The sequence below is a fragment of the Lactobacillus melliventris genome (assembly GCF_013346935.1).
In the GTDB taxonomy this organism is placed as follows: domain Bacteria; phylum Bacillota; class Bacilli; order Lactobacillales; family Lactobacillaceae; genus Lactobacillus.
The window spans coordinates 23387-35429 of record NZ_JAAEEB010000007.1 but is presented as its reverse complement, the minus strand read 5'-3'; the positions used below and the strand labels follow the sequence as shown (position 1 = coordinate 35429).

The following is a 12043-nucleotide window of genomic DNA, read 5'->3' as shown; positions in this document are numbered from 1 at the left end:
ATTGGCACAATGGGCTTTATTTTGGTATATTAGTTTTATGTTTTATAGAAAGTGTAAAAGGTATGAAAGTTAGAAAAGCAATTATTCCTGCAGCAGGTCTTGGTACGAGGTTTATGCCGGTAACTAAGGCAATGCCTAAGGAAATGTTGCCTATCGTAGACAAACCTACAATCCAATTCATTGTTGAAGAAGCCAAAAAGTCCGGTATTGAGGATATCTTGATTGTCACTGGTAAAAATAAGCGGCCGATTGAAGACCATTTTGATTCAAATCCTGAACTTGAACAGAATTTACAGGAAAAGGGTAAAACGGGCCTGCTCAAAATGTCGCAAGAAATTACTCACCTGGGAATTAACATATACTATACGCGTCAGCCATATCCTGCTGGCTTAGGTGACGCGATTGCTCGTGGCCGCAGTTTTGTGGGTAATGAACCATTTGTGGTAATGCTCGGTGATGACTTGATGATGGATAAAGTGCCCTTAACTAAGCAACTTATTGATCGCTATAATGAAACAAGTGCTTCTACAGTTGCTGTTATGCCAGTGCCTCATAAAGAGGTTTATAAATATGGCATAATAGAGCCTGATACTGAGATCAAGCCTGGCTTGATTAACGTTAAGTCTTTTGTAGAAAAGCCGGCAATTGATCAGGCACCAAGTGATTATGCAATCATTGGCCGCTATCTTTTAACTCCAGAAATTTTTCCGATTCTGGCAGAGCAAAAGCCTGATAAGAGTGGTGAAATACAGTTAACAGATGCTATTAACACAATGAATAAAACTCAGCGAGTTCTTGCCCATGTTTTTAACGGCGATCGCTACGATGTTGGTAATAAGTTAAGTTACCTTGAAACTTCGATTATTTACGGTCTAAAACATCCCGAAACTAAAGACGCTCTGCGTAAATATATTATTAACTTAGGTAAAAAATTGGCAGAACAATCACCAAAATAGCTAATTAACATTTTTAATAATTATAAAAGCCATTAATAAATGGCTTTTTTATATAAAATTTTTCTTAATGTCGGGCTAATCACTGTCTTCGGGTAGAAAATTTTTGTATCATGCTGCTTGGAACTTTTTGCTGGAGGATAGATAAAATGAAAGAGATATATATTGTTGCAGCTAAAAGAACACCTTTTGGTCGTTATCATGGCTTATGGGCGGAAAAAAGTGCTATCGATCTAGGTGAAATTGTATTAAGGAAAACCTTGAAAAGCATTAATTTAAATCCGGAAAATCTTGAAGCACTATTTATGGGCAACGTTTTAGGTGCCAGTTTAGGACAAAACATGGCTCGCCAAGTTGCCTTGAATACTGGTATGAGTCCGCAAAGCAGCAGCGTCACAATTAATGAAGTTTGTGGCTCGAGTTTGAAAGCTCTGCGCTTAGCTCAAGGACAGATGGAAATGGGTGATTTTGGTCTGGTCGCCGTTGGTGGTGCGGAGAGCATGTCTAATGCAATTTACCTGACGGCAAGCAAAGAAAAGCCCAAATTTGAAAGTGAAATGCTGCAGAATGGACTGACAGATGCTTTTTCTGATTCACATATGGGACTTACAGCCGAAAATGTGGCAGAAAAATATGGTGTGACCCGCGCAGAAATGGATGAGTACAGTGTAGCTTCACACCATAAGGCAGCTGAAATTGTCCAACAGGATTTTTTCAAAGATGAAATGATTGACGTTGAAATAAACGGCAAGACTGTTGGCCAAGATGAAAATATTCGTCCCGACACCAACTTAGCAGCGCTTAGTAAACTTAAGCCAGTCTTTAAAAAAGATGGTAATGTTACTGCCGGTAATTCTTCTCCTTTAAGTGACGGTGCCAGCATGGTTATTTTAGCAACAGCAGAAAAAGTAGCAGAGCTGAATTTACAGCCTCTGGCTCGGCTTGGTGCCTTTGCCGAATCAGGAAATGATCCCGCATATATGGGCATAGCACCATACTATGCTGTAGCAAAGCTATTGCAAAAAACCAACAAGACAATTAATGATTATGATGTGGTTGAAGTTAATGAAGCTTTTGCTGCGCCCAGTGTGGTTTTAGCGCAGAAATTACAGATTCCACCAGCAAAGTTAAATATTTTTGGCGGAGCTATTGCCCTAGGTCACCCTCTAGCAGCTACAGGGACTCGCCTGGTCGGCACAGCGATTAATATTATGAATCATATTAATGGCCAAAAAGCGTTGGTTACTCTTTGCATTGGCGGGGGTCAGGCAATTGCATGTGAAATTGAGAGAATCTAAATGAAATTTTATGAATTAACACCTGCAAAAAGAAGGGCCTTATTGCATCAGCGCGGTATTGAATTAGATGAAATTGATGAGCAGGTTTTGCGTGAACTTGATTTATTAAGTGAAAATGTCATAGGGCAATTGCGACTTCCAGTTGGTCTGGTGCAGAATGTGCAGGTTAACGGCCACAAGTATCAAGTGCCACTGGCTACAGAAGAGCCGTCGGTAGTTGCAGCAGCTAATCATGGCGCGAAGATTGTGACGGAAGCTGGCGGTTTTACTGCTGTTAGTCAACGCAATGGCATATGGGGGCAAATCGTTTTACAAGCTGCTGTTGATTTTAAAATAGCTCAATTACAAGCTTTTTTTCCTGAATTAATTAAACGTGCAAATATTGAGTTTGCTAGTTTAGTTAGGCATGACGGTGGAGTAAAAACTATTACCGCAGAACAAGAAAAAGATCTAGTTTTTTTAAAGGTTTTGGTTGATCCAGCCGAGTCAATGGGCGCCAATAGGGTGAATTCTATTTTAGAGTATATGGCTGAGCAGTTAGCTGCTTTTTCGGGTATTAAGCAAAAATTATTTGCTATTTTATCTAACTATCCTAGTCAAATAACTAAGGTAGAAGCAGAAATACCAGTAGAAGTAATTGGCGGAATAGCAACTGCACAAAAAATTGCGTTACTCAGTAGAATTGGTCAAACTGATCCTATGAGGGCTGTCACAAATAACAAAGGTATTATGAACGGCGTTGAGGCAGTATTGCTTGCTAGTGGTAATGATACTCGCGCAGTTGAAGCTGCCTGCAGCGTTTGGGCAGCAAAAAGTGGCTCGTATACCAGTCTTAGTGAATGGTTTGTGCAAGATGAAAAATTGCTGGGAAGGCTGAGTCTTCCTTTACCGCTTGGTGTTGTAGGTGGCTCAATTAAATCCAGAAAAGATGTTACGCAAAACTATCGGATATTAGGAGAAAAAATTACTAGTCAGGAATTAGCGAACATTATTGCTGCGATTGGATTGGCTAACAATCTGGCAGCCTTATTGGCGATTGCTACTTCGGGAATTCAAAAAGGACACATGAAGTTGCAAGCCAGAAATATTGTTGCTAATTTGCAGGCCACTTCTTCTGAAAAGAAAAAAGTATTGCAGATGTTAATTAAAAGCAATCTTTATAGTCAGACAGCGGCACAAGAATTTTTAAAGGAAATTAGAAAGGAAAACAATGCAAGTCGGAATTGATCAAATTGGTTTTTATACGCCTAATAAATATGTTGATATGGTAGATTTAGCCCATGCTCGTAATGAAGATCCGAATAAATTTCTGATTGGAATAGGACAGCAAAAAATGAGTGTAGCTGATCAAACCCAGGATGCGGTGTCAATGGGAATTAACGCGACATTAAGGTATTTAGATCATATTGCAAGGGAAGATGTTGGTTTATTAATAGTGGGAACAGAAAGCGGAGTTGATCAATCCAAATCTGCTTCACTTTTCATCAAAACTGCATTAAACCTACCACCAAATGTGAGAACTTTCGAAGTAAAAGAAGCATGTTTTGGCATGACCGCCGGAATTATGATAGCTCGTGATTATGTGCGCTTGCATCCCAATCACAGCGCAATTGTGATTGGAACTGATATTGCTCGTTATGGTATTAATACCGGTGGGGAAGTAACTCAGGGTGCCGGAAGTATCAGTGTGCTTGTTAAGGCTGACCCGCAAATAATGACTATAAGTGCTGGTCACAGCGCTTATAGCGCAGATATTAATGATTTTTGGCGTCCCAACGATTCTGCAGTTGCCCTGGTAGATGGTAAATATTCTAAAGATGTTTACCTCGACTTTTTCAGGCATACATTTACGGACTATCAGAAGCAAACAGGGTTAAAAGCCAGCGATTTCACTGCTCTTCTTTATCATTTACCATTTGTGAAAATGGGCTTTAAGGTTAACCAATTGGCTATTGAGAAGCAAGATGACGGAACTAAAAAGCGTCTAGCAGATAACTTTGCTGCAAGTGCATGTTATAGTAAAGCAATTGGTAATATTTATACTGCATCTTTATACTTAAGCCTTTTGAGCTTGTTGGAAAATGCTCAGTTGCCCGCGAATGCAAAGGTTGGTTTGTTTTCATATGGTTCAGGAGCTATGGGAGAATTTTATTCTGGTCAAATAGTTAAGAACTACGAAAAAGCGCTAAACCAAACAGCAGATCAAGAACTGATTGCTCGCAGACAAAAGTTAACTATTCCGGAATATGAACATATCTTCAATCAAGCTTTAAAAAACCCACAAGATGGTTTAAAACTTGAAAGTGATGAACAGAGTGGTACTTGGTATTTCGCCGGTACTGAAAATCACATTCGTCAATATCGCAAAAAATAACTAAACAAATAAAAATGCTGATTTTAGCAGCATTTTTTAGGTTAATCTGACTGCATTTAGGTCAGGTAAAATTTGAATACCGTAAACGGCAATTCTTTCTTTTTGATAACTAATATATATTGGAATACTGCGACCATGAATATTTTTTACTAAACTGCTGAATTTGCTTTTGGTTAATGGTTTTTTGCCGGGGAAAAATAGGCAAGCCGTACTGGTAATTTTTACTTTTGCCAATGGAACATTTTTATGAGCAATAGTTAAATAAAAGCTGGTTTGATTGTTTAAGTCATTAGTTAATTGTAAAAAATCTGTCAATCTCATTTTTTTCTTTTTTCCTATACAAATTAAAAATGTTATACTATAAGATATTATTTTTAGTGAAGGTGGCTTAACTAATTGAAAAAATTAAAACATAAAAAGTTGTGGCTTTCATCAATTATTATTATTTTATTAGTATGTTTACTATTTACCGGGGCCGGTTACTATTTCTTTAGAGTGGCTTGTGTTCCTGGCAAAAAGAGTTTTTTAAGTTCTTCAAGTAAGGTTCTCAAAAAGACTGATCCCCTTTACCATGAAAAAAAGTGGTTTAAAGCTGCGGCTAAACAAAAATGGCACATTGAATCAGCTGATGAAAAGTTTAAATTAGAAGCAAACTTTATTCCTTATAAAAATTCGCATAAAACTGCTGTAGTTTTACCAGGATACATGGATACTAAAGAGGACATGGGAGAATATGATGCCTTGTTTCATGAATTAGGCTACAATACTCTGACGCCGGATCCAAGAGCACAGGGACACAGTGAAGGGCATTATATTGGCTATGGCTGGCCGGAAAAAGATGATGTGAAAAAGTGGATTTCATACTTGTTAGAAACCAAAGGTAAGCAGCAGCAGGTGGTAGTTTATGGCTTAAGCATGGGTGCAGCAACTGCCATGATGACTAGTGGGCTGAAATTGCCTCACCAAGTTAAAGCATTTATTGAAGACTGCGGCTATACTAGTGTTAAAGACGAAATCGAGCACGAAGCAGGGGTTTTGTACAACATGCCCGCCTTTCCTCGTTTTCCATTAGTAGAAATTTTGAGTGGCATTAATAAGATCAAAGTTGGTTATTTTATGGGTAGTGCGTCCAGCGTGCAGCAATTACATAAAAATCACAGGCCAATGCTCTTTATTCACGGTAGTCAAGACAATTTTGTTCCAACCAAGATGGTCTACCCTAATTATAAAGCTACCAGAGGGCCAAAAGAAATATGGGTTGCTCCTAAAGCTAAACATGCCCAGTCTTTTTCAAAACATCCCCAAGAATATAAAAGACGGGTGGCAGCATTTTTAGCTAAATATGTCAGGTAGGCCGTGCATTATATTTGCTAGCGCTTACATAAGTCTGATATTATAAAACTGTGGCTAAGGTTGACAAAATTTCTATCTCCATAATATGTTTGTTATTGAATCTTTAAAAACAAGTTTATCGCGAAAAAATTCGATTTTTGTATGTTTATATCTGTGAAATTTTTCATTTAAACTGAAAAGTTTTTAATCTACACCTGACCCACAAAAAATAGTTGTCACAGCAAGTGACAACTATTTTTTACCGTAAAGTTAATTTGACAACGCATTCACATCTTGGCGTTTGCGGTAACATATCTACATTTTCAATTAGTCTGACATTATATGCTTCGCTCAAAAGAACTAAGTCTTGTGCCAGAGTGGAGGGGTTGCAAGAAATGTATACAAAAGTTTTAGGCTTCACGCTTAGGATGGTTTTGATCAAGCTTTTTGCTAGTCCCGTGCGTGGTGGGTCAACAATCAAAGCATCAATTGGCATACCATTTTGAACTAATTCCGGTAAAATTTTTTCTACACTTCCCTGAATGTAATTAGCATTTTTAATATGATTCAGTTCTACGTTATGATTAGCATCTTCGACTGCTTCGGGGATAGTTTCAATGCCAATAACCTGTTTAACCTGATCAGCAGCTAAGATTCCGAGTGTACCCACGCCGCTATATGCATCTATTAGAGTTTCAGTTGGGGTCAAATCTAAAAATTTCAGTGCTTTTGAATATAACGTAATAGTTTGAACTGGGTTTAATTGGAAAAATGCTCGCGGTGACAAGGCAAACTTTTTGCCCAAAATTTCATCAGTTATCTGATTTTTTCCTGCCAATTTAACTGTTTTGTTACCCCATACCTGGGGGTTGCGCCAGTCAGTTTCATTTTGATAGACACTAACTACGTCAGGCAAGCGTAAAACTTGTTCTGCAAGTTGACCTAAATTTTTAATGTTGCGACCAACAGTAATTAAAGTTACTTGTATTTCATGAGTAGCATATGCTTGCCGCACCACAATTGTTTTTAGACCATCAAAATGGCGGTAGGGGTCGGCAATTTTAACGTGCATTTTTTCTACTAAGCTTTTGATTTTGCGTTCAGTATCCTGGGTGGCCTGGCTTTGCGTTGGCATAACTGGTAAATCAAACAATTCATGCGAATTAGGGGCAAAAAGACCCAAACTGATCTGACCATGAGATTGTTCAATTTGGTATTGCGCTTTATTGCGATAATGCCATTCTTCTGGAGCCGGAATGGTTTTCTTAACTTTATACTTACTGTATCCCCGGGGATGAAATTTTTTCAAAGCTTCAAGGACGTTGTCTCGTTTAAATTCAAGTTGCTTAGGGTAAGCTAAATGAGCAAGTTCCAGCCCACCTATTGCCGGATTAACTTTAGCCGGAAATGATACTCTGTTTGGACTTTTTTCTTTAATGCGGACCAGTTCCGCATCAATGTAACGGGGATATTCTTTGATGATCTTGGCAACGACCACTTCTGCGGGCAAGGCACCAGGAATAAAGATTATCTTTTTACGATAATAACCGATTCCTTCGCCATTAATGCCCAGTCTTTTGATTGTAATAATAATATCCTTATCTTTTGGTTTATTTTGATTAAATTTCTTGTACATAGTTTTCTTTCTACAATAAAATAGTAAATGTTAACAATTTATTGTACTCCCTGAAAAAAGTATTTAGCAAGATTAAACAAAATTTGCTAGCATGGAGTTAAGCACTAGAAAGGTGAAAATTGTTATGCCAATTATTACTAAAGTAAGCAGTCAAAAAAGACCTGGACGATTTAATATCTTTTTAGATGGTAAGTATTCTTTTTCTGCTGCTGAGCAAACTGTGGCTGAATTCATGCTTTTAAAAGGGCAAGAACTGACTGAAGAACAAATTACTGAAATTAAGCAATTTGATCAAGACGCCAAGGCTACCAATATTGCATCTAATTATTTAAGTTATGAACCCAGAACTGTTTATGAAGTTTTACAATATCTTAATAAACATGGCATTGATAATGACTCTGCACAAGCCGCTGTCAGTCAACTGACAGAAATGGGCTTTTTGGATGATACTAAGTACGCTCAATTGCTGATTAGACAAAATTTACGGATCGGTACTGATGGACCACTTAGTGTCAGCAATAAGTTGAGACAAAAAGGAATTGATCCTGAAATAATTGCTAATGCGCTAATGGAAATAGCTGATGCTGACTGGCTGAATGCAGGTAAGAGAGTGCTTAAGTCAATGAAAAGTAAAGTGGGCAAATTGGCACGGCGCGAACTGGAACGGAAAATGACCAGTAAATTATTGAGTCATGGCTTTTCCAGCGCGCTTGCCAGTACAATAATTGCTCAAATTGATATACCGCAAAATGATGAAGATCAAATCGCAGCATTAAAAAAGCAAGGGATCAAAGCCTATAAGCGGTTTCGCCGTTTGCCAGAAAATGAAAGACAGCAAAAAATACGCAATTACTTATTTACACACGGATTTGCCAGTAATGAAATTGATGCTTTTCTAGCGGGTGAAATTATTCCTTTAGCTGAATTAGCTGAATATTAGGAGAAATTATGAAAAAACTACAGAAAAAAGTAACTTTTGTTGGTCGTCCTTTTCCCGATCAATTGATGGACGAACAGAAAACCTTTAATGAATCAAACATGGAAATGGAGCAGAATCAGGTTTTTCAGGATTTTATCGCTAAGAATGATTTAACTAATACTCGTAGCAATATGGTTGTTTTTGGACCTGAAAATTTCATGTATTGGTATGGCGTAATTGCACCCAACAAGGTTGAAGTTCCAAAAGGCTTAATGAAATTTGTGCTGCCTGAAGCCCAAGTGGCAATTACAGAAAAAGACAATCAAAATATTTCCTTTTTTAGTCAGCCCTTAAATATAGTAATTTCACAATTTTTAGCTACTGTGGCAGATACAGGAATTAAAATTTATCAAAATCCCGGCGATAGTTTAACTCCTTATATTGTGCAAACTTTAAATTTTGCCACAAAAAAACTGACCCAAGAATTATATCTTGAGGACAGTCATTAAATAATTAATGTTGTTTAGGGTCAATTGATAAGTTGTCGTATTCAACATATGCACCAAGACAAGTTGATAAAAGCATAATCAGCATCACAATTCCAACAGATTTACCCACAATTTGATCAAGGGTTAAAAATTCACGCACCACAAAAGTGGCAGCGAAACAAAGAATAAAATCTAAGATGACATTAGCAATTTGTAAAAAATAGCGTCTTCTAATACTGAAAAAGCGTAATAATTGTTTTAACAAGCCATCGTCTATTTCAACCGCTAATAAATCTACTGGTCTTTGAATTGTAGCTTTGATGGCAGACATAATTAAAGCACCAACTATAGCGCCAATGGTAGTCCGGAAAAGATCAGCTGAATGTAAAACTAATGCATCATAGCCAATACCAATAATGGTCAGACTACACAGATAAGGAATTAACAGTAAGAATGTAAAAACAAGTATGACATGACTTTTTTTCATGGGGTAACCTCATTTCTTACGTGCTATTCTAACATATTGTGTGCGTACATGATATAATGTTGGTATTTAATACGTTATTTTAAGAAAGAGAGCACAAAAATGGCTAGCGACCCCGACAAGGGGAATTTATTTGAGCGTTTCAAAAATAAATTTTCCCCTACAAATGATGAAGAAACAAGAGAGCACTTAATTACAGAAATTGCTAATTTACACGAGCACAAAAAGCTTAGTGACAATGAATTTACAATGTTAAATGCAGTTTTGGATTTTCAGGGACGGATGGTACGTGAGGTAATGGTGCCGCGAATTGATGCTTTCATGGTAGATTGCCAGGAAAGTTTGCAGGACCATCTTAAAGAAATACTGCGTGAACCATATTCCAGAATACCGGTTTATCGACGTGATAAAGACAAAATAGTAGGCATTATTCATATTCGAACTGTCTTGCGTAAGGCGTGGGAAAAGGGCTTTGATAATATTACTTATGATGATGTCATGAATCCGCCACTTTTTGCACCGGAAACAACGGAGCTCAGAGAACTTTTAGTAGAGATGCAACAAACTCAGCAGCAATTGGCTATTTTAACGGATGAATATGGTGGAGTTGTCGGGCTTGCAACCATTGAGGATATAATTGAGGAAATAGTGGGTAATATTGATGATGAGGTGGATCAGACGGAAGTTCTGGTTCACCAAATTGCCCCTAACAAATATGTGATATATGGTAAAATGCCTCTTGATGAATTTAACGAGCAATTCGGCACCGATCTGGAAATGGAAGATGTTGACACTATTGCCGGCTATATGATTACAAAGTTAGGCATAATACCGGCAAAAGGTGAAAAGTTATCTGTCAAACTGGATAATGGCATGGTATTGACTACTAGAAGAATGATGCGTTCCAGATTAATGACGGTTTTGTTGACTGTGCCAGAAGAAAAACCTAAGAAGAAGGAAGAACAAAATACTTAATGAGTAACGAACTGTTGAATAAAGTAAATAAGAGAAGAACATTTGCTATCATATCGCACCCTGATGCCGGGAAAACTACGATTACGGAGCAAATGCTTCTTTTTGGTGGTGTAATTCGCAGCGCGGGGACAGTTAAAGCCCGCAAAAGTGGTCATTATGCTACTAGTGACTGGATGGAAATTGAAAAGCAACGTGGTATCTCGGTTACCAGCTCCGTCATGCAATTTGAATATCAGGGAAAAAGAATAAACATTCTTGATACCCCGGGACACGAAGATTTTTCGGAAGATACCTATCGCACTTTAATGGCGGTTGACTCAGCGGTCATGGTGATCGATTCAGCTAAAGGTATTGAACCGCAAACCAAAAAATTATTTAAGGTCGTAAAGCAAAGAGGCATTCCTATCTTTACCTTTATGAATAAATTGGACCGTGATGGTAGACCGCCACTTGATTTGATTGCTGAACTGGAAGACTTACTTGGCATCGAAGGTGTGGCTATGAATTGGCCAATTGGTTCAGGTCAAACTTTACAGGGATTATATGATATTGCTCATAATCAGGTTGAAATGTATCGCAAGGATGGACCTGACCGCTTTTTGCCTCTAGATAAAGACGGTAAACTGCCGGCTAGTGAACCATTTAGTCAGAATCCCCAATTTCAAGATACATTAGGAGAAATTGACTTAATTAAAGAAGCTGGAAATCAATTTGACTTACAAAAAATTGCTCAAGGCGATCAGACACCAGTATTCTTTGGCTCCGCTTTAACTAATTTTGGGGTTGAAACTTTTTTGCAGAGTTTTGTTAAAATGGCTCCTGCACCAGCTGGTCATAAAGTTAACGACACTGAAGACTTAGCTCCTGATAATGAAGAATTTTCCGGTTTTGTGTTTAAAATTCAAGCTAATATGAATCCACACCACCGTGATCGGATTGCCTTTGTGCGTATTGGCAGCGGCGAGTTTAAAAAGGGACTGGATGTAACTTTGGCTCGCACTGGTAAACCAATTCGTCTCAATAATGCTACTGAATTTATGTCTAGTGAGAGAATGCAGGTTTCAGATGCGGTAGCAGGAGATATTGTTGGTTTGTATGATACTGGCAATTTCCAAATAGGTGACAGTATTTATGCTGGCAAACATAAAGTGGTTTATCCGCCACTGCCAGAATTTACTCCTGAACTCTTTGTGCGAGTTACTGCTAAGAACGTAATGAAACAGAAATCATTTCATAAAGGTATGGTTCAATTAGTTCAAGAAGGTGCAATTCAGTTATACCAGAATTATCAGACTGATGAGTATATCTTGGGTGCTGTTGGGCAACTGCAATTTGAGGTCTTTAAATTCAGAATGAAAAATGAATATAATTCTGATGTTGAAATGACTAATATTGGTCACAGAGTAGCACGCTGGATTGACCCTGAGCAGCTAGATCCGGCTATGGCTAACAGTCGAAATTTACTAGTAAAAGACCGTTACGGCCAACCGCTATTCTTGTTTGAAAATCAATTTGCAGAGCGTTTTTTCAAGGATAAATATCCAGATGTTAAACTGACTGAAAAACTGTAAACAAAAAACTGGC

At 37.9% G+C, this 12043-nt stretch carries 12 protein-coding genes; 9 read left to right on the top strand and 3 right to left on the bottom strand.

Going from position 1 to position 12043, the window contains the following annotated elements; all coding sequences use genetic code 11:
• The first annotated feature begins 62 nt into the window (after positions 1-62).
• The 4 genes from galU (at position 63) to GYV61_RS06980 (ending at position 4625) form a co-directional block, all read left to right on the top strand.
• A complete protein-coding gene (galU, locus tag GYV61_RS06995) occupies positions 63-956 on the top strand; it encodes a UTP--glucose-1-phosphate uridylyltransferase GalU (protein ID WP_174795288.1) in 894 nt (297 codons plus the stop codon).
• A 146-nt stretch (positions 957-1102) separates the two neighbouring features.
• Positions 1103-2251 carry a thiolase family protein gene (locus GYV61_RS06990; RefSeq protein WP_174795287.1) on the top strand — a complete coding sequence of 383 codons (1149 nt, stop codon included), beginning with the start codon at positions 1103-1105 and terminating at the stop codon, positions 2249-2251.
• On the top strand, positions 2252-3478 hold the full coding sequence (locus GYV61_RS06985; protein ID WP_174795286.1) for a hydroxymethylglutaryl-CoA reductase, degradative: 1227 nt from the start codon (positions 2252-2254) through the stop codon (positions 3476-3478). It begins immediately after the preceding gene.
• Positions 3462-4625, top strand: coding sequence for a hydroxymethylglutaryl-CoA synthase (locus tag GYV61_RS06980; RefSeq protein ID WP_174795285.1), 1164 nt, complete (start codon positions 3462-3464; stop codon positions 4623-4625). Before GYV61_RS06985 ends, GYV61_RS06980 begins: the two co-directional genes overlap by 17 nt.
• Before the next feature lie 36 nt (positions 4626-4661).
• On the opposite strand, the gene GYV61_RS06975 is transcribed toward GYV61_RS06980, so the two are convergent.
• On the bottom strand, positions 4662-4946 hold the full coding sequence (locus GYV61_RS06975; RefSeq protein ID WP_110445826.1) for a hypothetical protein: 285 nt from the start codon (positions 4944-4946) through the stop codon (positions 4662-4664).
• Positions 4947-5021: 75 nt separating this feature from the next.
• On the opposite strand from GYV61_RS06975, the gene GYV61_RS06970 reads away from it, so the two are divergent.
• Positions 5022-5978 (top strand): alpha/beta hydrolase, encoded by a 957-nt coding sequence (locus tag GYV61_RS06970; protein ID WP_174795284.1) that lies wholly within the window; start codon positions 5022-5024, stop codon positions 5976-5978.
• Positions 5979-6216: 238 nt separating this feature from the next.
• On the opposite strand, the gene rlmD is transcribed toward GYV61_RS06970, so the two are convergent.
• Positions 6217-7593 (bottom strand): 23S rRNA (uracil(1939)-C(5))-methyltransferase RlmD, encoded by a 1377-nt coding sequence (gene rlmD, locus GYV61_RS06965; RefSeq protein ID WP_122037385.1) that lies wholly within the window; start codon positions 7591-7593, stop codon positions 6217-6219.
• Between the two features lie 124 nt (positions 7594-7717).
• Between rlmD and recX the strand changes: the two genes are divergently transcribed.
• Positions 7718-8533, top strand: coding sequence for a recombination regulator RecX (recX, locus tag GYV61_RS06960; protein ID WP_174795283.1), 816 nt, complete (start codon positions 7718-7720; stop codon positions 8531-8533).
• Positions 8534-8541: 8 nt separating this feature from the next.
• Complete coding sequence (locus GYV61_RS06955) at positions 8542-9021, top strand: hypothetical protein (RefSeq protein ID WP_174795282.1); 480 nt, start codon at positions 8542-8544, stop codon at positions 9019-9021.
• A 4-nt stretch (positions 9022-9025) separates the two neighbouring features.
• On the opposite strand, the gene GYV61_RS06950 is transcribed toward GYV61_RS06955, so the two are convergent.
• Positions 9026-9487, bottom strand: a complete 462-nt coding sequence (locus tag GYV61_RS06950; protein WP_046324567.1) for a hypothetical protein — start codon at positions 9485-9487, stop codon at positions 9026-9028.
• 99 nt (positions 9488-9586) lie between these two features.
• Between GYV61_RS06950 and GYV61_RS06945 the strand changes: the two genes are divergently transcribed.
• Positions 9587-10459: a hemolysin family protein gene (locus GYV61_RS06945; protein WP_122037388.1), complete on the top strand. Its 873-nt coding sequence runs from the start codon at positions 9587-9589 to the stop codon at positions 10457-10459.
• Complete coding sequence (locus tag GYV61_RS06940) at positions 10459-12030, top strand: peptide chain release factor 3 (RefSeq protein ID WP_046324569.1); 1572 nt, start codon at positions 10459-10461, stop codon at positions 12028-12030. The genes GYV61_RS06945 and GYV61_RS06940 overlap by 1 nt, the downstream gene beginning before the upstream one ends.
• Positions 12031-12043: the final 13 nt, after the last annotated feature.

Excerpts from the sequence above, each read along its gene's own strand:
- galU (WP_174795288.1), top strand. The coding sequence starts at position 63 with ATGAAAGTTAGAAAAGCAATTATTCCTGCAGCAGGTCTTGGTACGAGG.
- GYV61_RS06990 (WP_174795287.1), top strand. The coding sequence starts at position 1,103 with ATGAAAGAGATATATATTGTTGCAGCTAAAAGAACACCTTTTGGTCGT.
- GYV61_RS06985 (WP_174795286.1), top strand. The coding sequence starts at position 2,252 with ATGAAATTTTATGAATTAACACCTGCAAAAAGAAGGGCCTTATTGCAT.
- GYV61_RS06980 (WP_174795285.1), top strand. The coding sequence starts at position 3,462 with ATGCAAGTCGGAATTGATCAAATTGGTTTTTATACGCCTAATAAATAT.
- GYV61_RS06975 (WP_110445826.1), bottom strand. The coding sequence starts at position 4,946 with ATGAGATTGACAGATTTTTTACAATTAACTAATGACTTAAACAATCAA.
- rlmD (WP_122037385.1), bottom strand. The coding sequence starts at position 7,593 with ATGTACAAGAAATTTAATCAAAATAAACCAAAAGATAAGGATATTATT.
- recX (WP_174795283.1), top strand. The coding sequence starts at position 7,718 with ATGCCAATTATTACTAAAGTAAGCAGTCAAAAAAGACCTGGACGATTT.
- GYV61_RS06955 (WP_174795282.1), top strand. The coding sequence starts at position 8,542 with ATGAAAAAACTACAGAAAAAAGTAACTTTTGTTGGTCGTCCTTTTCCC.
- GYV61_RS06950 (WP_046324567.1), bottom strand. The coding sequence starts at position 9,487 with ATGAAAAAAAGTCATGTCATACTTGTTTTTACATTCTTACTGTTAATT.
- GYV61_RS06945 (WP_122037388.1), top strand. The coding sequence starts at position 9,587 with ATGGCTAGCGACCCCGACAAGGGGAATTTATTTGAGCGTTTCAAAAAT.
- GYV61_RS06940 (WP_046324569.1), top strand. The coding sequence starts at position 10,459 with ATGAGTAACGAACTGTTGAATAAAGTAAATAAGAGAAGAACATTTGCT.